Origin of the sequence: Streptosporangium sp. NPDC004379 (genome assembly GCF_042873875.1) — a bacterium.
Classification (GTDB): domain Bacteria; phylum Actinomycetota; class Actinomycetes; order Streptosporangiales; family Streptosporangiaceae; genus Streptosporangium.
In genome coordinates, this window is sequence record NZ_JBIAMC010000014.1 from 77,503 (window position 1) to 96,785 (window position 19,283).

Sequence of the window (19,283 nt, forward strand, 5' to 3'; positions counted from 1 at the left end):
CGCCTCGATCGTCATGCCGGTTCCGCCAGCACCTCCGCCGGCCTCCTGGCCATCGCCCGCCGGACCGCGACCGAGGTCACCGGCGTCACGAGCGCCGCCACGACGAGCAGCAGGCACAGCGCGACGGCCGCCGATCCGCCGGTGAGGACGTCCCCGGAGACCGCGATCGCTGTGGGGAGGACGGCGGCGGCGGCGACGGCCAGCCCGGCGCCGATCCCGGTCGCCGCGACGATCGCCATCTCCGTCAGGACGATCCTGCGGACCTGCCGCCGGGTCGCCCCCGCGAGCCGCAGCAGGGCCAGCTCGCGTCGCCGTGACAGGACGGACACGCTCACGGTGTTGACGACGGCGATCGCCGCGTAGGCGACGGTGATGGCGACGAGCAGGGAGTCGACGAGCGCCTGCACCCCGAGTCCCGGCCGGAACGCGGCTTCGACGCCTTCGCGGCCCCGCACCACGGCTTCCGGCTGCCCGGCGACGGCGTGTGCGAGCCGGGTCCGGAGGTCGCCGGGCGGAAGGTCCCCGGTGCCGCGGACGACGACCTGCCCGATGCCGCGTCCGGTCGTGTGGGCGGCGAGGAGTCCGGCGGGAAGCAGCAGGTTCTCGTAGCCCGCCCGGTCCTCGAACGTCGCCACGAGGCGCAGCTCCTTCGCCGCGCCGTCGCCGAACCGGAACAGCAGCGTGTCGCCGACCGCGACGCCGAGTTCTCCGGCGTTCGCCGCCGGGAGCGCGACGGCGGCGCCGGTGAGATCGGACAGGGATCCGGTGACGACCTCGTTGGTGAGGACGCGGCCCGCTCCCGCGGCCGTCACCCCGCGCACCGGCCACGGGCGGTCACGGTGCGAGCCGTCGTACGGGCGTTCGATCCAGCCGCCGCTCATGACGAGTGCGCTCGCGGCGTCCACTCCCGGGACCGCCTCCAGGGCGCCGACGAGGCCGGGCCCGGCGCCGCCGGGCACCTGAACCGTGAAGTCCGCGCCGACCGTGGCGACCGACGACTCCTCCTGGGCCGCGAGCCGGATCGACTGCGCGACGAGATTGCCCCCGCCGATCCCCATCACGAGCGCCACGCAGGAGCTCACCGTCGCGAGCTGGGCCGCGCGCGCCCGGACGTTGTCCGCGCCGAGGGTCCCGAGGCGTCCGCCGGCGAGCCGTACGAGCGGGCGGAGCGTCAGGGTCCCGAGGCGCTGGATCGCCGGCGCCAGCAGGGCGGCGGAGACGCTCCCGGCGAGGACCGCGGGACCGCTGGTCGCGGACACCACGGAGGGGCTCATCAGGCAGGTGACGACGGCGAGCGCCACGGCGCCGATCCCGAAGAGGACGCCGAACGCCCATCGTGCGGCGCCGACGCGGTACGGGGGCAGATCCGCCTCGCGCATCGCGTCGATCGCCCGGGACCGCCGCGCGGGGCGGGCGGCCGACCGCGCGGCGGACCAGACGGCGAGCGAGGTCACGACCAGTGCGACGGCGAGCGGGACGGCGCCCGCCTCCAGGCGGAGCGTGCCGGGCACCACCCCCGCGGCGGTGATGACACCGAAGACCAGGTGGGCCAGCGGGATCCCGGCGGCGAGGCCGAGCGCCGCCCCGCCCACACCGACGATCATGGTCTCGGAGACGATGAGCCCCCGCACCTGCCGGCCGGTCGCGCCGGCGGCCCGGAGCAGGCCGATCTCCCTGGCGCGCTGCCTGACCGAAAGGCTCACGGTGGCCGAGACGACGGTCGCCAGGACGATGAGCACGATGCCGCCGAACACCGCTCCGATGACGATCGTGGGGGTGCGCGCGGCCCGGACCGCGGGATCCTCCGCGGCGCCGCGGCCGTCCCCGGTGAGCACCGTCGAGCCGGGGACCGCGGCGGCGGCGCGCCTCGCCACCTCGTCGGTGTCCGCTCCCGGCCGGGGCAGGACGCCGACGGCGTCGACCGGTTCCGTGCCGCCCAGCGTCCGCGCCCTCCCGTCGGAGATGAAGATCACGGGGGGTGAGTCCGTGTCTCCGGCGACGGCCGAGACGCGGTGGTCCGCGGCGTCGCCCTGGACCGTGAGCCTCACGGTTCCGCCGGGTTCGAGGCCGAGCGGCCGGGACAGGGCCGGGGTGATCGCGATCTCGTCCGGGGCGGTGGGCGCGGCGCCTCCGGACAGCGGGAACGGGCCCAGCGCGGCCGACGACCAGTTCTGCGCCAGGACGGTGACCGCCGACCCGTCGCTCCGGACGGCGGTCATGGGGAAGAACGACACCGGTACCGCGGCGCCGACGCCCTCCACCGAGGACAGCGCGGTCGTCACGTCCGCGCCGAGCCGGTGCCGCTCGGGGTAGGGGCGGAAGTCCGTCGTGGGGCGCCCGTCCCCGTCGAGCATCCGGTAGCTCGCGTCCCCGATGACGACGAGCGGGGCGGCGCCGAGGCGCTCGGGCGGCGCGGTCAGCCGGATGCCCGTCTCGAAGAGCGAGCCGGAAAGGACGATGAGGGCCGCCCCCAGCAGCGCGGAGACGAACACGGCGACGAACGCGGCGATCCGGTGACGGACGCCGCTCAGGGCCAGACCGAGCATCAGCGCACCGCCGTACGGCCGGCGGCGAGGTGCGCCAGGAGCTCGGCGACCCTCCCGGCCGACGGGCGGTCGATCCGGCCGGCGACGCGCCCGTCGACGATGAAGACCACGCTGTCGGCGTACGACGCGGCGACGGGGTCGTGCGTCGTCATCATGATGGTCTGGCCGGTCTCACGGGCCGAGTCCTGCAAAAGTTCGAGAACGCGGGCGGCGGTCACGGTGTCGAGTGCCCCGGTCGGCTCGTCGGCGAAGAGCACGTCGGCCTCGCCCGCCATAGCGCGGGCGATCGCGACGCGCTGCTGCTGGCCGCCGGACAGCATGCCCGGATGGTGGGCCTGCCGTCCGGAGAGCCCGACCCGCTCCAGCGCCCGCTCGATGCGCCGCCGGTCCGGGGCGCGGCCCGCGAGGGTCATCGGAAGGGCGACGTTCTGCGCGACGGTCAGGGTGGGGACGAGGTTGTACGACTGGAACACGAAGGCCACCCGGTCACGCCGGAACTCCGTGAGCCGGTCCTCGGACATGCCGCCGAGCGCCTGCCCGGCCAGCGTGACCGATCCGGACGTGGGGGAGTCGAGGCCCGCCGCGCAGTGCATGAGCGTGCTCTTCCCCGACCCGGAAGGGCCCATGACGGCGGTGAACGACCCCGCGCTCAGCTCCAGCGACACCCCGTCGAGCGCGCGGATCTCCTGTTCGCCCGTTCCGTAGACCTTCGTCACCGTGTCGAGTGCCACCGGGATCCCCGTGGACCCGCCCCCGGGCGGCTGCTCGCCGACGTCCATCCGACTTCTCCATCCTCGGCCCCAAGCCGTCAGATCATCACCATAAATAGTGTAATGAATGAACAGTATGAGGCATGCACTGTTTTATCGGGTACCGGTTCCCGGGCGGGGGCACAGCGGGCCGCCCGATCAGTGCGAGGGTCACACGGATACCATGGGACGATGACGAAGGCCCCGCCCGACGCCTCCCACGAGAAAAGCGCCGGGCTTCCCGGCGGCCTGCGCCGCGCGTGGGGGGTCGCCGATCCGGCGCCGAGACGGGGCCCCAAGGCGTCGCTGTCGATCCCGATGATCCTCGACGCGGCGGTGTCGCTCGCCGACGCCGAAGGGCTCCAGGGGTTGTCCCTCGTACGGATCGCCGAACAGCTCGGGGTCACGACCAACGCGCTCTACCGCTACCTCGACTCACGCGAGGAGCTCGACCTCCTGCTGCGTGACCACGCGCTGGGGGCTCCGGAACGCACGGAACGGACGTTCGACCGCTGGCAGGACGCCGTGGCGGAATGGGCGCGCTCCCTGCGCGCGCGCTACGTGCGGCACCCCTGGCTCGCCGACCTGAGCGTCCGTGTCCCGGTGACCCCGCACGCGCTGGCCTGGCTCGAGATCCTCCTCGAACGCCTCGGTGGCAGCGGCTTGGACGACGTGGGCACGCTGCGCGCCGCGGGGCTCCTCGACGGCTACGTCCGGTGGAGCTCCGCGGCGGCCCGCGATCTCGCCGGGAACCGGACGCCGGTGGTCGAGGGGTCCGCCATCGTCGACCTCGTCGACCTCGTCGGCCCGCTGCTCGTCGAGCGCGGGATGCCGCGGATCGCCGCCCTCTTCGAGGGCGGGCTCTACCGCGAGTCGCCGGAACGCCACGAAGACGCCGACTTCGAGTTCGGCGTCGGCTGCATCATCGCGGGGCTGACGGCCTCTTCGGCCACGTAAGCCACGCAGGGCCCGCCCGTACGTCGGCGGGGTCCGAGCCCCGATCGCCGTGCCCGGTCCGCCCGGTGCCCGGGGGCGTCTCCAGCGCCCGGGGGAGGCGGGAGCGGTGGAAAAGGGTGACGCCCGGGTCTCGCCGTTGAGACCCGGGCGTCGCCGCCTCCCGCGACCGGCCGGAGCGGCCGGGGCGGACGTCAGCCCATGTGCGGGTAGCGGTGGTCGGTCGGCGGGACGAACGTCTCCTTGATCGTGCGGGAGTTCACCCAGCGGATCAGGTTGTAGATCGAGCCGGCCTTGTCGTTGGTGCCCGAGGAGCGGGCGCCGCCGAAGGGCTGCTGCCCGACGACCGCGCCGGTGGGCTTGTCGTTGACGTAGAAGTTGCCCGCCGCGAAGCGCAGCCGCTCCGACGCCGTCGCGATCGCGTACCGGTCGCGGGCGATGATCGAGCCGGTCAGCGCGTACTGCGAGACGTTCTCCATCTGGTCCATCACCGTGTCGAAGTCCGCGTCGTCGTAGACGTGGACGCCGAGGATGGGCCCGAAGTACTCCTTGGCGAAGATCTCGTCGGCCGGGTCGGCGCACTCGAGGACGGTGGGCCGTACGAAGTAGCCGGTGGAGTCGTCGTAGGAGCCGGTCAGCACGTCGATCGAGTCGAGCGAGCGGGCCCGGTCGATCGCCGCCCTGTGCTTGGCGAACGCCCGGTCGTCGATGACCGCGCCCATGAAGGCCGACAGGTCGGTCGCCACGTCGCCGACGGTCAGCGACTCGGCGGTGCCGACGAGCTCGTCGCGGATCAGCGACCACAGCGACCGCGGGACGTAGGCGCGCGAGGCCGCCGAGCACTTCTGGCCCTGGTACTCGAAGGCGCCCCGGATCAGCGCGGTGGTCAGCACCGCCGGGTCGGCCGAGGGGTGGGCCAGCACGAAGTCCTTGCCGCCGGTCTCGCCGACGAGGCGCGGGTAGCTGCGGTAGGAGGCGATGTTCGCGCCCACCGTGGACCACAGGTGCTGGAAGGTCGCGGTGGAGCCGGTGAAGTGGATGCCGGCCAGCCGCGGGTGGGTCAGGGCCGCCTCGGAGACGGCCTGGCCGTTGCCGGTGACCATGTTGATCACGCCCGGCGGCAGCCCTGCCTCCTCCAGCAGCCGCATGGTGAAGTGCGCGGCGAACTGCTGGGTGGGGGAGGGCTTCCAGACGACGACGTTGCCCATCAGGGCCGCCGAGGTCGGCAGGTTGCCGGCGATGGCGGTGAAGTTGAACGGCGTGATCGCCAGGACGAAGCCCTCCAGCGGGCGGTACTCCATCCGGTTCCACACCCCCGGCGACGACACCGGCTGGTCGCTGTAGAGCCGCCGGGCGTAGGAGACGTTGAACCGCAGGAAGTCGATCAGCTCGCAGGCGGCGTCGATCTCGGCCTGCTGCGCCGACTTCGACTGGCCCAGGACCGTCGCGGCGTTCAGTGTCTGCCGCCACGGGCCGGCCAGCAGGTCGGCGGCGCGCAGGAAGATCGCGGCCCGCTCGTCGAACGACAGCGCCTGCCAGGCCGGGGCCGCCGCCAGCGAGGCGTCGATCGCGGCCCGCACGTCATCGGCGGTGGCGTCGGCCGTACGGCCCAGCACCGAGGCGTGGTTGTGCGGCTGCACCACGTCGATGGAGGCGCCGCCGCCCATGCGCTGCTCGCCGCCGATCGTCATGCTCAGGTCGAGCTGGGCTCCGGAGAGCTCCTTGATGCGGTTCTCGAGCGCGGCGCGCTCGGCGCTGCCGGGCGCGTAGCCCAGCACCGGCTCGTTGACCGGAGCCGGGACGTTGGAGATGGCATCCATCACTTGCCTCCAAGGGCACGGAGAAAGAAGGCGATGTTGGCGGGACGCTCGGCCAGCCGGCGCATGAAGTAGCCGTACCAGTCGTCGCCGTAGGGGACGTAGACGCGCACGGTGTGACCCGCCCCGGCCAGGGCCTGCTGCTTGTCGGTCCGGATGCCGTAGAGCATCTGGTACTCGTAGCCGCCCCGGGGACGGTCGAACCGGTCGGCGAGGGTCTCGGTGATCGCGATCAGCCGGTCGTCGTGCGTGGCCACCATCGGGTAGCCCTCGCCGCCCATCAGGAGACGCAGGCAGCGGACGTAGGCCCGGTCGACGTCGCTCCTGCCCTGGTGGGCCACGGAGGCGGGCTCGGCGTAGGCCCCCTTGACCAGGCGGACCCGCGAACCCGTGTGCGACAGGTCGCGGCAGTCGCCCTCGGTGCGGAACAGGTACGCCTGGAGGGCGACCCCGGTGGAGGGGAAGTCCTCGCGCAGCGCGCGCAGGGTCGCGAGCGTGGAGTCGACCGTGGTGTGGTCCTCCATGTCGAGGGTCATGGTCGCCCCGGCCGCGCGGGCCGCCTCGGCGACCCGGCGGGCGTTGTCCAGGGAGATCTTGTCGCCGTCCGCGCCGAGCGCCTGGCCGACGGCCGACAGCTTCACCGACACCTCGGCGCGGTCGCCGAGTTCCAGTTCGCGCAGCGCGCCGAGGAACGTGACGTACGCCTCGGCCGTCTTGGCGGCCGCCTCGGCGTCCCGGGTCTCCTCACCGAGGTGGTCGACGGTGACGGCCAGGCCGGCACTGGCCAGCCGGTGTACGGCCTCCACCGCCTCCCGGGCGCTCTCGCCCGCGACGAAGCGGTCGACGACCTTGCGTGTCAGGGGGACGCCGGAGACCGCGCGCCGCACGAGCGGCATCCGCGAACCGGCGAGAAGAAGGGAACCGAGCATGCTCTCATGCTAAAACCGCAGGTCAACGAAGGCGCATGTGCATGTGCAACGATCATCCGGCGGTGCTTTCCGACATTTGTCCAAAGTGCCGGACAATGGAACGGTGCTGCAGGAGACCATCGACGAGATCGCCGCCCGGCTGGGCGCTTCGGCCACGCTGGAGGACCGCTCCTTCCAGCTCCTCGCCTACGGCGCCCAGAGCGGCGACATCGACGAGGTGCGCCAGGAGTCGATCCTGCGCCGCCGCGCGACCCCCGAGGTGCGGGCCTACTTCGAGGGGTACGGCATCGCCGCGGCGCGCGGCCCGGTCCGCATCCCCGCCGACGCCGCGCTGGGCGTGCTCGCCCGGGTGTGCGTGCCGCTGCGCCACAACGACGTCACCTACGGGTACCTGTGGCTGCTCGACGACGGCACGCTCGGCGACGCCGCGCTCGCGTCGGTGGCGCCTCTGGTGGCCCGGGCCGCCGCGATACTCGCCCAGGAGGCCCGCCGCCGCCAGGACCTCGGCGGGAACCTGCGGGAGCTGTTCTCCTCCGACGCCGAGGAACGCTCCTGGGCGCTGTCCCGGCTCGACCTGCCCGGCCCGGTGGCGGCGATCGCCGTCCGCGGCTCGCTGGACCGGGTGGCCGCGCTGTGGGCTCTGCCGCGCACCGTGCTCGCCGACCCCGGCGTGATCGGCGAGGGCGAGTCCCTGGTCGCCCTCCTCGCCCCGGCCGGCCAGGCCCGGGAGACCGCCCAGCGGGTCCAGGCGATGTACGGCACGGCCGCCGGGGTCGGCGGCGCCCGCGGCGAGCCGGCCCAGGCGTGGCGGAGCTGGCGGGAGGCCGTCAGCGCGCTGAAGGTGGCCGACCGGGTGCCGGGCCTCGCGCCCGTCGCGTCCTGGCCCGACCTCGGGGTCTACCGGACGCTCGCCCGCCTGCCCCGGGAGGCTCTGCGGGAGCTGGCCGAGGAGACCGTGGCGCTGGCCCGCGATCCGGAGGTGGCCAGGACGGTGGAGGAGTACCTCGACCGCGCGGGACACGTCCAGCAGACCGCGGCCGCGCTCGGCGTGCACCGCCAGACGCTCTACTACCGGCTCGCCAAGGCCGGGCGGCTCACCGGCCGCGACCTCGACGACGGCGCGGACCGGCTGCTGGTCCACCTCTCCCTCAAGGCGGCCCGCCTGCTCTGAGCCTCACCCCGCCTGAAGCCCCGCCTGGAGCCCCGCCTGGAGCCCCGCGGCGCCGTACGGACCGGACCGCCGTACGGACCGGACCGCCGTACGGACCGGACCGCCGTACGGACCGGACCGGCATGCGGAGCGGACCGGCCGGGCGGGGGCGCGGAGCAAAAAAACAGGGCCCCGAAGGGCCCTGGATTTCGGGTCCCCCGAAGGGGACCCGGCGGTCGTCCGCCGGCGGCGTCGGCGGACTAGGCGGCCATCGCGTGCCGCGTGGCGAGCAGGCCCTCGTACACCTGGGCGAACTCCTGGGCGATCCGCTCCCACGAGTAGCGCGAGCGGGCCCGGTCGGCGCCGGCGAAGCCGAGCGCGGTGCGGCGGGTGGGGTCGGCGAGCAGCTCCCGGGCGAGCCGGGCCGTCTGCGCCGGACGCTCGGCCGGCACCAGCAGGCCGGTCACGCCGTCGACGACGGAGTCGAGGTGGGCGCCCACCGAGGAGGCGATCACCGGCACCCCGCACGCCATGGACTCCAGCGCCACCGCGCCGCCGGCCGCCTCGCGCGGCAGCGACAGCACCACGTCGGCGCTGCGCATCAGCTTGGCCACCGAGGCGTGCGGCACGTGCCCGAGGAACGTGACGCGGTCCTCCAGCCGCAGCTCCTTGGCCAGCAGCATCAGCCGGTGCGCCTCGGCGTCGTGCTCCAGCTCCGCGGCGGCGGGACCGCCCGCGATGAGCAGCTCGGCCTCCGGGACGCCCTCCAGGGCGCGCAGCGCGGTGTGGGCGCCCTGGCCCGGGGCCAGTGAGCCGACGTGCAGCAGGCGCGGCCGGTTGGCGCGGGCCGCGGCCGGGCCCTGGCGGCGGAAGCGCTCGACGTCGACGCCGCAGGGGATCACCGAGATCGCGTTGCGCGGCACGCCCAGCCGGATCATCTCGGACTCCTCGTCGCCGCAGCCGGCGACCACCGCGGCGGCCCGGCGGGCGATCGCGCGCTGCACGCGGACCTTCTTGGCGTCACGGGTGCGGCGGGCGCCGAAGCTCTGCACGAGCGGCACGTCGAGGCCGTCCGCGCCGGCGATGGCGGCCAGCCCGCCGATCCAGGAGCGGGCGTGGACGACGTCGGGGCGCTCCTGGCACCAGCGGCGCGTCAGCTGCTCGCCGAGGCCGGACAGGTGAGGCAGCAGGCCGTCCTCGGGAAGGTCGTGGGCGGGCCCGGCGGAGAGGTTCTCCAGGGTGACGCCGGGGGAGACGCGGACGCGGTCCCGGTCGTCCTCGGAGGTCTTGCGGGAGTAGACGGTGACCTTGTGGTCACGGCCGAGCTCGCGGGCGACGGACAGAAGGTGCTCACGCTGCGCGGCGATGTCCGACCGGCTCTGAGAAGGAGACGCGGTGTCGAAGGAGACGAATGCAATATTCATGGCACACCTCTGGGAGGACGTATAGGCGTGGGGAGCCTGTGATTCCTTCAGGGGTGCCTGCGTCTTAGGCACTCATCTGTATGAGAAAAACCATACCCCTTTATCCGCCGAAGGCAAACCCGTCCTGCCGCGAACGGGCCGGTGGGCGGATCACCAGGCTTCCTGACCAGGCGATCCGCCGGCCGGGACGGGATCCGCGCCGGGGAGGCCCGCTCCCGCGGACGACCGCCCGCGGGAGCGGCTCACACCGCGCGCAGGGCCAGAATGACGACCTCGTCCCAGACCCGCCCGCCGGAGAAGGCGTTCCGGTCGTCCTCGATGGCCTTGACCACCGTGGCCGGAGCCTGTGCCGTCGACCGGGCCAGCACGTCGGCCAGGCGGTCCTCGCCGTACGGCTCGCCCTGCTCGTTCTGGGAGGCCACCAGCCCGTCGGAGTAGAAGACCAGGGTCTGGCCCCTGGTGAGGGTGATCTCCTCGCCGAACATCTCCGCCTCGGGGTCGATACCGAGCGGAACCCCGCCGCCGGCGGTGAAACGCACCCCGCCGTCGGGCTGCAGCAGCGCGGCCGGGTGGTGCCCGGCGCTGGCAAGTTTGATCTTGCGGCCCCGGACGAACCCGGCCGCCGCCATCACGAACATGCCGCTGTTCTGCGCGGTCAGCGCCTGGTTCATCTTGCGCAGCGCCTCGGCCGGCTCGGACTCCCAGACGCTGAGCACGCGCAGGCCGTTGCGGACCATGGCGGTGACCGGCGCGGCCTCCTCGCTCTTGCCCACCGCGCCGCCCAGGGCGAAGCCCCAGCCGTCGCGCACCGGGAAGGCGTCGTAGAACTCCGCGCCGACCGAGGAGGAGCCCGCGTGGTAGACCGCCGCGGCCTCGAAACCCGGGATGTCCGGCAGGGCGCGGGGGACCACGCTGGTGCGCAGCGCCTCGGCGGCCTGGAACCGCGTCTGGAAGTTGCGTCGGGCCCGCAGCGCCAGCCCGAGGTGGACGCCGATCTCCTCCATCAGACCGAGGTCGGCCAGCGTGAACGGCTCGCGGTCGCGCAGCCGTACCAGGGTCAGCGCGCCCAGCGCGCCCGCCTCGCCCTGGATCGGCACGATCAGCACCGAGGCGGCGCCCATGACCCGCAGCAGCGGCGGGCCGCCCGGGACCGACCCGAGCAGCGTGTCGTCCTCCAGCATCTCGTGGACCACGCCCGACCCGCCGGTGAGCACGTGGGCGACGGCCGGCGCGGTCAGCGGGTTGAGCCCCTCGACCACGCGGACCAGCTCGGTCACCGGCTTGTCGCTCGGGCCGAGCACGGTGGCCCGCCGGGGCATGCCGTCCCGGACCACGTCGGCGATCACCCAGTCGGCGGCCTCGGCCGCCAGCAGCCGGGCGGCCCGGGTGACGGTCACCGGCTGGCGCAGGCTCTCCTCGTCGAGCAGCAGACGGGTCATCCTGGCCAGCAGCTCCTGGCGGCGGGCGGCGGCCAGCATAAGCGAGGCGTCCGACCGGGCCACCGGACCGGCGGGCGCGCCGGAGACCTGCGTCTCCAGCGGCAGGACCACGATCGCGATCATCGCCTGCGGCTCACCCGGCATCGCCAGCCGGGTCACCGCGAGCTGCACCGTGTGCGCCCGGCCCTGGTGGGCCAGCCGGGTCTGGAACGTCGCGGTCTCGGCTCCGCGCTGCACCGCCGTCAGGTGCGAGCGGAACGCCGCCCGCCGCGAGACGTCCACGAACAGCGGGAAGGAACGGCCGATCAGGTAACCCGCGGGGCTGCCCAGCATCCGGGAGGTCTCCGCGCTGATCCGCCGGACCACCCCGGAGCCGTCCAGCACCACCACGGGGACCGGGAAGGTGCGGAACACCTGCCGCAGCAGCTTCAGCTCGCGCTGCGAGCCGCTCTCCCGCTCCCCGGAGCGGCGGGGCGCCCTGCGCAGCTCGCGCAGGGACGCCTCTAGCAGCTCCCCGGCGGTGTCGAGCTCGGCGAGCGCCGCGTCGAGTGTGGACCGGGGGTCGGCGGGGTAGGCGGACCTCGCCTCACGCAGGGAGGAGACCCTGGTCGTGAGCGCGTTCAGCGCGTGCTCCAGGGCCTGAAGGCCAATGGCGTCGGTCAATGCTCGTCCTCGTCAGCGGCCGTGAGGCGGGTTTCGTCGTAGACGGTACGCCACCCGGTGGGCCGAATCGATGCGCGGTCGGATAGTGGTTAAGTTAGCGACATCGGGAAGGGAATTCGCGCCATGGACATGGTCACACCTGTCCTCGCCCGAGACCTCGCGGCCCTGGGCAGGGTGAACGAGGAGACATCGAGCGAGAGCGTGCTACGAGGCCTGACCGCGACCCTGGCGGGCGGGGTGCCCGGCTGCGCGGGCGGTTCCGCCGAGCTGTGGCGCCAGGAACGCCTCGTGGTGTCGGCCTCGCACAGTGAGCTCGTCGTGCTCGTCGACAGCGAGGGCGACCTGGGGGAGGGGCCCTCCGCCGAGGCCCGCGCGACCGGCCGCCACGTGATCGTCCAGGACGTCCTGCGCGACCCCCGGTGGCCCGCCTACACCGGCATGGCGGTCCGTTTCGGGGTCCGCTCGATCCTGGCCCTGCCGATCACCGTCGAGCGCGCCGTCCTCGTCCTCGGCCTGTACGGCGTGCGGCCCGGGGCGTTCGCGGCCCGTAACGTCCCGCCGCTGGCCGACATGCTCGCCGAGCAGGTCAGCGTGGCCCTGGCCAACATGTGGGACTACGACGAGGTCCGCACCGACGCCGCCCAGATGCAGGAGGCGCTGGCCGGCCGGGCGATCATCGACCAGGCCAAGGGCATCATCATGAAGTCCAGCGGGTGCTCGGCCGAGGCGGCCTTCGACGAGCTGCGCCGGGTCTCCCAGCACCACCAGGTGAAGGTGGTGGACCTGGCCCGGCTGCTGGTCGACGAGCACCAGCGCAACCAGCGTAACCGCCGCGAGGAGAGCCCCAAGGAGGCCGGCTGAGGCCGGGCGCGGCTCCGGCCGCGCCCGGCCTCAGCCGAAGGCGGCGAGCGCGTCGTCGATCGTGTCGTAGAGCGGCAGCCGCTGGGCCAGCCCGGTGATCCACATCACCTTGGTCTTGGCGTACTCCACCCCGATGAGCGCGAACTTCCCGCCCGCACCGGTGCTGAGCTGCCAGTGGTGGACGATCAGGCCCAGCGCCCGGGAGTCCATGAAGGTCACTCCCGCCAGGTCCAGCGCCATGTCCGGGCCGTGCTCTCCGAACTCGGCCGCCAAATAGTCGGCGAACTGGTCCCTGGTCGTCGCGTCCAGCAGGCCCGTCACCCGGATCACGTTGACCCCGTCGACCAGCGCCGACGTCAGAGTCAGGGCTGACGCTCTCTCGCCGTTCTCCGACACCGTCACTCAGGTCCTCCTCGACATTCGATTAGCAACCTTACTGTTACCTGCGAGCGAGCAATACTCCCGGAATCGGGGTAATACTAGAACCGAGGTCCAGCAGAGGGCCTCGCCTCGAAGACAGGTCGAGGCGATGCCGTCTGCCCGGATACTGCTCCGCGCCGATGGCTTCGCCCGGCAGTTATACCAAGGAGCAGCGATGTCTGTTCAGGCCCTCGAAATCACCGACATGACCGCCGAGGATCTCCTCGCCGAGATGTCCGCCCCCGAGATCTCCGAGTACCGCGCCGAGCGTCTGCGCGAGCGCCTCGTCGAGATGCACCGGCCGCTCGCCATGGAGATCGCCCGCCGCTACCGCTACCGCGGCGAGCCGATGGAGGACCTCCTCCAGGCCGCCTACGTCGGGCTCATGAAGGCCATCAACGGCTTCGACGCCACCCTCGGCCACCCCTTCCGCGGCTACGCCGTGGTCACCATGACCGGTGAGGTCAAGCGCCACTTCCGCGACCGCACCTGGGCGATCCGGGTCCCCCGTGTCTACCAGGAGCGCCGGGCCGAGCTGAACCGGCTCGTCGCCGACCTCAGCCAGGACCTCGGCCGCGCCCCGACGGTCGCCGAGCTGGCCGCCAAGATGAAGATCTCCGAAGAGGACGTCCTGCTGACTCTGGACGCCTCCGCCGCCTACAGCGCCCTGTCGCTCGACGCCCCCCTCGGCTCCGACGACGACGCGGCCGCGCTGGGCGACGTCATCCCCGACGAGGACGACGCCATGGGCGCGCTCGTGGACCGCGAGGCCGTCAAGCCGCTGATCGACAAGCTGCCGGCCCGGGAGAAGAACATCCTGCTTCTGCGCTTCTTCGGTAACATGACCCAGGCCGAGATCGCGGCGGAGTTCGGTATCTCCCAGATGCACGTTTCCCGTATCCTGCGGAAGGTGCTCGACCAGCTCCGCGCCGAACTGGTGGCGGAATGCTGAATACACCGGTCCGCATCGGGCACCCAAGTCGGCGACGGCGTGGTGTGGCATAGGGTGCTTCTGGATGATCCCCGGATGCTGAGGACGATCGCGCGCTGGGACAGGGGAGGCGGATCTCGCGTGAACGAGGACGGTGCTCGTCCGGCTCGCTTCATGGCGGGGGACGACCGTTCCCGGCCGCACCCCGGCAACGTCCCCGCGGCCGAGCTCGCCTTCTGCCTGCCGGACCTCCCCGACGTGCGCGACTTCGCCGCCGCCCACGCGCTGCGCGGCGGGATGCGCGAGGAGAACCTGCCCGACTTCCTGGTGGCGGTGAACGAGGTCGCCACCAACGCCGTGACCCACGGCCACACCACGGCCAAGGCCGTGCTGAGGATATGGACCACCGGTGGCGCCCTCGTCGTGGAGATCCACGACGAGGGCCGGTGGTTCCCCGCCGAGCCCCCCGGTCAGACGCCCCCCGGCCCGCACGCCACTAGTGGCATGGGGCTGTGGGTGGCCCGGATGGTCAGCTCGGACATGCAGTTCAGGACAGGGGTCGCGGGAACGTTCATTACCATGACCTTCCCGATTTGAGAGGTTTTTCCGGGTACAAGCCGGTTTATGACTGAAGCTCCCCGCATTCTGATCGTCGGCGGCGGATATGTCGGCCTGAACACCGCCCTGCGTCTGCAGCGCAAGCTTCGTCGCGGCGAGGCCCGGATCGCGGTCCTGGACATCGACTCCTACATGACCTACCAGCCCTTCCTACCGGAGGCGGCGGCCGGGAACATCGAACCGCGTCACGTCGTCGTCTCCCTGCGCCGGGCCCTGGACAGGTGCGCGATCGCCAACGGCACGGTGATCGGCGTCGACCCCGTGAACCGCGCCGTCGACCTCCGCCCCCAGCTCGGGCCGGTCCGCGTCATGGAGTACGACATCCTCGTCTACGCGCCGGGGTCGATCTCGCGGCTGCTGCCCATCCCCGGCCTCGCCGAGTGCGGAATCGGCTTCAAAAGCCTGGAAGAGGCCATCCACCTGCGCAACCACGTCCTCGGCCAGCTCGACCTGGCCGAGTCGACCAGCGACCCCGAGATCCGCGACAGGGCCCTGACCTTCGTCTTCGTCGGCGGGGGATACGCCGGCGTCGAGGCGCTCGCCGAGCTGGAGGACATGGCCCGGTACGCCTGCCGCTACTACCGGACGATCCAGCGCGGCGACATGCACTGGATGCTGGTGGAGGCCACCGGGCGCATCCTGCCCGAGGTCGGCCCCGAGATGGGGCTCTGGACGCTGCAGGAGCTCCGCGCCCGCGGCATCGACGCGCGGATGGAGACGCTGATGAAGTCCGCCGAGGGCGGCCACATCGTGCTCAGCGACGGCACCGAGCTCGACTCCGACACCCTGGTCTGGACCGCGGGGGTCAAGCCGAACCCCCTCAACCAGTCCAGCGGCCTGCCGCTCGACGAGCGGGGCAGGATCAGGGCGAGCGCGGAGCTGGTCGTCGAGGACCACGACGAGGTCTTCACCGCCGGGGACTGCGCCGCCGTACCCGACCTCACCAAGCCGGGGGAGATGTGCGCCCCCAACGCCCAGAACGCCGTACGGCAGGCGCACACGCTGGCCGACAACGTGGTGGCCACGCTCAGGGGCAGACCGCTGAAGGCCTACCGGCACGCCTACGCCGGCTCGGTGGCCGGCCTGGGGTTCGGCAAGGGGGTCGCGCAGATCTACGGTCACAAGCTGCACGGGCTGCCCGCCTGGTTCATGCACCGGACCTACCACCTCTGCCGGGTGCCGACCTTCAACAAGAAGGTCCGCGTCCTGGTCGACTGGACCCTCGCGATCCCGTTCCGGCGGGAGATCGTCTCGCTCGGCGCGCTGAGCCATCCGCGTGAGGAGTTCGAACGGGCCGCCCGGTCCGGCCCGCGCTGAGCCGCCGGAAGAGGGCCGTCAGGACATCGGCGCCTCCACCCGGTGATGGAACCGGAGGACTTCCGCCTGTCCGGCTGGGCCCGGGCGAGGCGGCCCGCCAACCGGTCGTACTCTCGCGTTCCGGTCCCCTCACCGGTCATCCGTTTTCCCGAGGGCGTGGCCGGCGTTCCCGATCCCGCGCTCTTTGACGGGCCGGAGCCGCGATCTGCGCGCACGGTGGATTCCGCGCAGCCCGGCATTCTCCACGGGAATGGGAGCATGGCCGTTGAGCGGAGCGCTGATCCGGGTGCCTGTCTGACTACGTGAGCGGAGCGAAGAAGGCATGATGCGGGGCCTCGACGACATCGACTGGGAAACGCTCAGCACCAGCCCGGGCACGGCGGCGGAGGAACTGCCGTCGCTGCTGCGGGCGATCGCCGCCGGCGAGGAGGCCGGGGAGGCGTTCAGCCAGATCGAATTCCTGCTGTTCAACAGCGAGGACGGGGTGCACTCGGCGTCCTCGGCGGCGTTGCCGTTCCTGGTGACGCTGGCCGAGGACATCCGGGTGACCGTGCGGACGGACATCCTGCGACTGGTCGGGGAGCACGCCACCAATGCCGTTCACGCGGTGCACGAGGACGTCGATCCCGGCTGGGCCCCGGCCTGGGACGCTGCGGTGCCCCGTCTGCTGGCGCTGCTGGACGATCCGGATCCGGCGGTGCGGAGGGCGTTGACGGAACCGCTGTCCGCCGCCGTCACCTTCGCCGACCTGGTCGCGCCCGCCCTGCGCCGGCGCTGGGCGGCGGAGCAGGACCGTGCCGTGCGGCTCTCGTCCGTCATCGCCGTCGGTTTCCTCACCCCCGGCTGCACCGTCGGCGTCCTGATCGACAGTCTGGCCTGGTTGCGCGGGCTGTGCTCCGACGCCGACGCGCAGGTCCGGCTGGCCGCCACGGTGGTCTTGTCGCGGGTCGTACGGGGGCAGCGGCTCGGCGCGGACCTGGCGACGCTGCTGGACGCCCTGGGCGAGGCCGACCTGCGGGTGTGGCAGGACGTGCCGTGGATCGGGGCGCTCCCGCAGAATCCCGGGGTCGATCTCGCCGCCTTCGTCGGCGACATCGCGGCGCGGGTGGTCCTGCGGGCCGATGCGCTGCTGGGCGAGGACCTGCCGGCCCGGACCGAGCTGTGCCTCTCGCTCATGACGCATCGCGACGCCGGCCACCGGGAGGGCGCGGTGCGCGCCGCCGCCGAGGTTCTGTGCACCTGGCGTTCCCCGGCGGAGCGGCTGCTGCCCGCCCTCGCCGGCCGTACCACGGACGAGGTGGCCAAGGTGCGGGCCTACGCCACCCACGTGCTGGCCGCGATGAGCCGCGCGCCCACGGGCGACGCGCCGGTGTACGGCGGCGCCGACCTCCTCGCCGCCCGGCTGGAAGACGACCGGCCGGTCTGGCCCCTGTACCGGTTGTGCGTCGCCGACATCGCCGCGTGGGGCCTGGTCTGGCTGAGCGACCGGCGCGGCCTGCCCCGACTCGTCGAACGGATCGAGGCCGACGACGACGGATATGCCGGCGTGGACGACGGCTCCTGGTACAGCGGGTGGCCGCCGCGGCTGCGCCATGTGCTGGGCCCCGTACCCCAGTTCGCGGACGACCTGCTGCCGGTGATCCGCGCCCGTCTCACCGACGAAGCGGGCAGGAGAGAGACGGTCACCTACACACAGGTGCTCGCAGAGTGGGGTGGCGTGGCCGCACCCGCGGTGCCCGAGCTGGTCGCGCTGCTGGACACCGACGCCCAGTTGCCCGCGGCCGAGGCGCTCGGCCGGATCGGCCCGGCCGCCGCGGAGGCGGTCCCGGTGATCGAGCGCTTCATACGGCGGCCGCGGGAGTTCAAGGGCTACCAGGACCGGCTCCGTGCCAGGGCGGTCCTGCCCTGGGCCCGCCAGCGGATCACCGGGGAGCCGGGAACCGCCGATGTGCCCTTCGAGGAGATCACTCACTCGCGGCTCTGGCCCTTCGTGGCCGAGCTGGGCGGGGAAGCCGAAGCCGCTCATCTGCGGGTCCTGCTCGACCACCGGGACCCCGAGGTCCGAGTCGATGCCGCGTACGCGCTGTTCCGCCTCACCGGCGACTACGACGCCGTCCGCTGGACGTTGTGGATGTCGGCCCGCGAGGAGAGAACCTCCCTACGATGGACGGCTCTGCGGTACTTGGCGGAGATGGGGCGGCCCGTCTCATACGACGGGGGCTGGATTCGCCGCGAGATCCTCGACGAGGAGCGGCTGCACCACCACACACCGATGGGCTGGCGCGCGTTCGCCGAGGACCGCGAGCTGCGGGTGCTGGCCGCCCGGCTGCTCGGCGAGGGGTCGCCTCAGTGATCAGGTGATGCTTGCTGCCGGGAGGAAGGGGGCGCCGTCCCGTGCGGACGGCGCCCCCCTTCCGCGGCCCTGCGGGACCCGCTCAGTGCCGGCGGCGCCAGGCCTGGCCCCATTCCCCCGGCGTCCCCACATCCGCCTTGTGCAGCGCGAGGAGGAGCAGCGCCAGCACCAGGAAGGCCGGCCCGCCGACCCCGGCGATCCGGCCGTCGGCCAGGTCGAGCAGCAGTCCGAGGACGAACACGACGGCCGCGGCGATCGCGAACATGGTCACCTCGTCCCGGACGCCAGGTTCAGCAGCTGCTCCAGCGTCGCCCGGTAGTCGCGCAGCGCGGTCCGGAGATCCTCGGTGTCGCGCTCGTCGCCGTCCCACCGCTGCCTGAGCGTGGACGTCCTGCGCTCCAGGGCGGTCCGCAGCGAGCCGACGAGCTCCTCCAGGAGGGCGTCGGCTCGGGTGACCGAGTCACGCGGGTCGTCGACGAAACCGACCTGGACCTCCTGCCAGCGCCGCCGGATCTCGTCGGCGTCGTGCTCGAACAGCGGGCCGCCGCCGGTGGGGGAGTGGCCGGTGCCGGGCGCGGGGGAGCGGCCGGCGTCACGCTCGGAGGAGGGACTCCGGGGCGCGGAAGGGGCGCCCTGAGGAGTGGGGGAGGGGGTGCCGTGCCCGGGAAGGGACGCACCCGCCGCACCCGCTGAACCTGCCGAATCGGGTACGCCGTGCGCGGCGGGCACCGGGGAGGGCGCGCCGGCCTCGTCGTGCGCGGCATCGGGCCGGCCGTGCCGTACGGCCTCACCGGCGGGAACCCCGGGCCGGTCGGCGGCCTCCCGGGAGGCGGGCGCGTCACCGGGCCGGTCGGTGATCACCGCGGTCGGGGCGGTGTCGTCGTCGGCCAGGCCGTCGCGGGCGAGGTCTTCACGGCGGCCGGCGACGAGCCGGTCGCCGGGGAGCACGCCGCCCGGGGAGGCGTCCACCGGCTCCGGCCGGGCGGACGCGCCGTCGACGGGCCGCCCCGTCCCGTGCCGGGCGATCTCCTCCTGGGCCGTCTCCTCCCGGGTCTCGCCGGTCCCGTGGACCAGCCGGTCTTTGATCCGTTCGAGTTTCTCGTTCATTCAGG

Annotated in this window: 16 protein-coding genes; 7 read left to right on the forward strand and 9 right to left on the reverse strand. The window is 73.1% G+C overall.

Annotated features, from left to right (window positions below; translation table 11 throughout):
- Window positions 1-11: 11 nt before the first annotated feature.
- Complete coding sequence (locus tag ACFYSC_RS27240) at window positions 12-2,546, reverse strand: FtsX-like permease family protein (protein WP_389967329.1); 2,535 nt, start codon at window positions 2,544-2,546, stop codon at window positions 12-14.
- Window positions 2,546-3,325: an ABC transporter ATP-binding protein gene (locus tag ACFYSC_RS27245; RefSeq protein ID WP_389967332.1), complete on the reverse strand. Its 780-nt coding sequence runs from the start codon at window positions 3,323-3,325 to the stop codon at window positions 2,546-2,548. Before ACFYSC_RS27245 ends, ACFYSC_RS27240 begins: the two co-directional genes overlap by 1 nt.
- 162 nt (window positions 3,326-3,487) lie before the next feature.
- Here ACFYSC_RS27245 and ACFYSC_RS27250 point away from each other — a divergent pair, with 162 nt between their 5' ends.
- Window positions 3,488-4,252, forward strand: a complete 765-nt coding sequence (locus tag ACFYSC_RS27250; protein ID WP_389967335.1) for a TetR/AcrR family transcriptional regulator — start codon at window positions 3,488-3,490, stop codon at window positions 4,250-4,252.
- 191 nt (window positions 4,253-4,443) lie between these two features.
- On the opposite strand, the gene pruA is transcribed toward ACFYSC_RS27250, so the two are convergent.
- A complete protein-coding gene (gene pruA, locus ACFYSC_RS27255) occupies window positions 4,444-6,069 on the reverse strand; it encodes an L-glutamate gamma-semialdehyde dehydrogenase (RefSeq protein ID WP_389967338.1) in 1,626 nt (541 codons plus the stop codon).
- The gene (locus ACFYSC_RS27260) at window positions 6,069-6,995 is read right to left on the reverse strand and encodes a proline dehydrogenase family protein (RefSeq protein WP_389967341.1); all 927 of its coding nucleotides are present in this window, start codon (window positions 6,993-6,995) and stop codon (window positions 6,069-6,071) included. Before ACFYSC_RS27260 ends, pruA begins: the two co-directional genes overlap by 1 nt.
- 103 nt (window positions 6,996-7,098) lie before the next feature.
- Here ACFYSC_RS27260 and ACFYSC_RS27265 point away from each other — a divergent pair, with 103 nt between their 5' ends.
- Window positions 7,099-8,166 carry a helix-turn-helix domain-containing protein gene (locus ACFYSC_RS27265; RefSeq protein WP_362940046.1) on the forward strand — a complete coding sequence of 356 codons (1,068 nt, stop codon included), beginning with the start codon at window positions 7,099-7,101 and terminating at the stop codon, window positions 8,164-8,166.
- Between the two features lie 239 nt (window positions 8,167-8,405).
- Here ACFYSC_RS27265 and ACFYSC_RS27270 read toward each other — a convergent pair whose 3' ends face one another.
- Both ACFYSC_RS27270 and ACFYSC_RS27275 read right to left on the reverse strand, forming a co-directional pair.
- Window positions 8,406-9,569 carry a glycosyltransferase gene (locus ACFYSC_RS27270; RefSeq protein WP_389967345.1) on the reverse strand — a complete coding sequence of 388 codons (1,164 nt, stop codon included), beginning with the start codon at window positions 9,567-9,569 and terminating at the stop codon, window positions 8,406-8,408.
- Between the two features lie 242 nt (window positions 9,570-9,811).
- On the reverse strand, window positions 9,812-11,671 hold the full coding sequence (locus tag ACFYSC_RS27275) for a SpoIIE family protein phosphatase (RefSeq protein WP_389967348.1): 1,860 nt from the start codon (window positions 11,669-11,671) through the stop codon (window positions 9,812-9,814).
- 123 nt (window positions 11,672-11,794) lie between these two features.
- Here ACFYSC_RS27275 and ACFYSC_RS27280 point away from each other — a divergent pair, with 123 nt between their 5' ends.
- On the forward strand, window positions 11,795-12,532 hold the full coding sequence (locus tag ACFYSC_RS27280; protein ID WP_389967351.1) for an ANTAR domain-containing response regulator: 738 nt from the start codon (window positions 11,795-11,797) through the stop codon (window positions 12,530-12,532).
- 30 nt (window positions 12,533-12,562) lie between these two features.
- Here ACFYSC_RS27280 and ACFYSC_RS27285 read toward each other — a convergent pair whose 3' ends face one another.
- Window positions 12,563-12,934, reverse strand: coding sequence for an STAS domain-containing protein (locus ACFYSC_RS27285; RefSeq protein ID WP_389967354.1), 372 nt, complete (start codon window positions 12,932-12,934; stop codon window positions 12,563-12,565).
- A gap of 193 nt (window positions 12,935-13,127) precedes the next feature.
- On the opposite strand from ACFYSC_RS27285, the gene ACFYSC_RS27290 reads away from it, so the two are divergent.
- From ACFYSC_RS27290 to ACFYSC_RS27305, 4 genes are all read left to right on the forward strand, one after another.
- Window positions 13,128-13,904: a SigB/SigF/SigG family RNA polymerase sigma factor gene (locus ACFYSC_RS27290; RefSeq protein ID WP_362940061.1), complete on the forward strand. Its 777-nt coding sequence runs from the start codon at window positions 13,128-13,130 to the stop codon at window positions 13,902-13,904.
- Window positions 13,905-13,979: 75 nt separating this feature from the next.
- Window positions 13,980-14,480, forward strand: coding sequence for an ATP-binding protein (locus tag ACFYSC_RS27295; protein WP_389967358.1), 501 nt, complete (start codon window positions 13,980-13,982; stop codon window positions 14,478-14,480).
- Window positions 14,481-14,507: 27 nt separating this feature from the next.
- Window positions 14,508-15,818 carry an NAD(P)/FAD-dependent oxidoreductase gene (locus ACFYSC_RS27300; protein WP_389967361.1) on the forward strand — a complete coding sequence of 437 codons (1,311 nt, stop codon included), beginning with the start codon at window positions 14,508-14,510 and terminating at the stop codon, window positions 15,816-15,818.
- Window positions 15,819-16,143: 325 nt separating this feature from the next.
- The gene (locus tag ACFYSC_RS27305) at window positions 16,144-18,171 is read left to right on the forward strand and encodes a hypothetical protein (RefSeq protein ID WP_389967364.1); all 2,028 of its coding nucleotides are present in this window, start codon (window positions 16,144-16,146) and stop codon (window positions 18,169-18,171) included.
- 82 nt (window positions 18,172-18,253) lie between these two features.
- Here the strand turns inward: ACFYSC_RS27305 and ACFYSC_RS27310 are convergent, their stop codons facing one another.
- Together ACFYSC_RS27310 and ACFYSC_RS27315 are read right to left on the reverse strand one after the other, a co-directional pair.
- On the reverse strand, window positions 18,254-18,436 hold the full coding sequence (locus tag ACFYSC_RS27310) for a hypothetical protein (protein ID WP_389967367.1): 183 nt from the start codon (window positions 18,434-18,436) through the stop codon (window positions 18,254-18,256).
- Between the two features lie 2 nt (window positions 18,437-18,438).
- Window positions 18,439-19,278, reverse strand: coding sequence for a hypothetical protein (locus ACFYSC_RS27315; protein WP_389967370.1), 840 nt, complete (start codon window positions 19,276-19,278; stop codon window positions 18,439-18,441).
- Window positions 19,279-19,283 lie beyond the last annotated feature (5 nt).

Coding starts and splice junctions, on each gene's coding strand:
- ACFYSC_RS27240 (WP_389967329.1), bottom strand. CDS start 2,546: ATGCTCGGTCTGGCCCTGAGCGGCGTCCGTCACCGGATCGCCGCGTTC.
- ACFYSC_RS27245 (WP_389967332.1), bottom strand. CDS start 3,325: ATGGACGTCGGCGAGCAGCCGCCCGGGGGCGGGTCCACGGGGATCCCG.
- ACFYSC_RS27250 (WP_389967335.1), top strand. CDS start 3,488: ATGACGAAGGCCCCGCCCGACGCCTCCCACGAGAAAAGCGCCGGGCTT.
- pruA (WP_389967338.1), bottom strand. CDS start 6,069: ATGGATGCCATCTCCAACGTCCCGGCTCCGGTCAACGAGCCGGTGCTG.
- ACFYSC_RS27260 (WP_389967341.1), bottom strand. CDS start 6,995: ATGCTCGGTTCCCTTCTTCTCGCCGGTTCGCGGATGCCGCTCGTGCGG.
- ACFYSC_RS27270 (WP_389967345.1), bottom strand. CDS start 9,569: ATGAATATTGCATTCGTCTCCTTCGACACCGCGTCTCCTTCTCAGAGC.
- ACFYSC_RS27280 (WP_389967351.1), top strand. CDS start 11,795: ATGGACATGGTCACACCTGTCCTCGCCCGAGACCTCGCGGCCCTGGGC.
- ACFYSC_RS27290 (WP_362940061.1), top strand. CDS start 13,128: ATGTCTGTTCAGGCCCTCGAAATCACCGACATGACCGCCGAGGATCTC.
- ACFYSC_RS27295 (WP_389967358.1), top strand. CDS start 13,980: ATGCTGAGGACGATCGCGCGCTGGGACAGGGGAGGCGGATCTCGCGTG.
- ACFYSC_RS27300 (WP_389967361.1), top strand. CDS start 14,508: ATGACTGAAGCTCCCCGCATTCTGATCGTCGGCGGCGGATATGTCGGC.
- ACFYSC_RS27305 (WP_389967364.1), top strand. CDS start 16,144: ATGCGGGGCCTCGACGACATCGACTGGGAAACGCTCAGCACCAGCCCG.
- ACFYSC_RS27310 (WP_389967367.1), bottom strand. CDS start 18,436: ATGTTCGCGATCGCCGCGGCCGTCGTGTTCGTCCTCGGACTGCTGCTC.
- ACFYSC_RS27315 (WP_389967370.1), bottom strand. CDS start 19,278: ATGAACGAGAAACTCGAACGGATCAAAGACCGGCTGGTCCACGGGACC.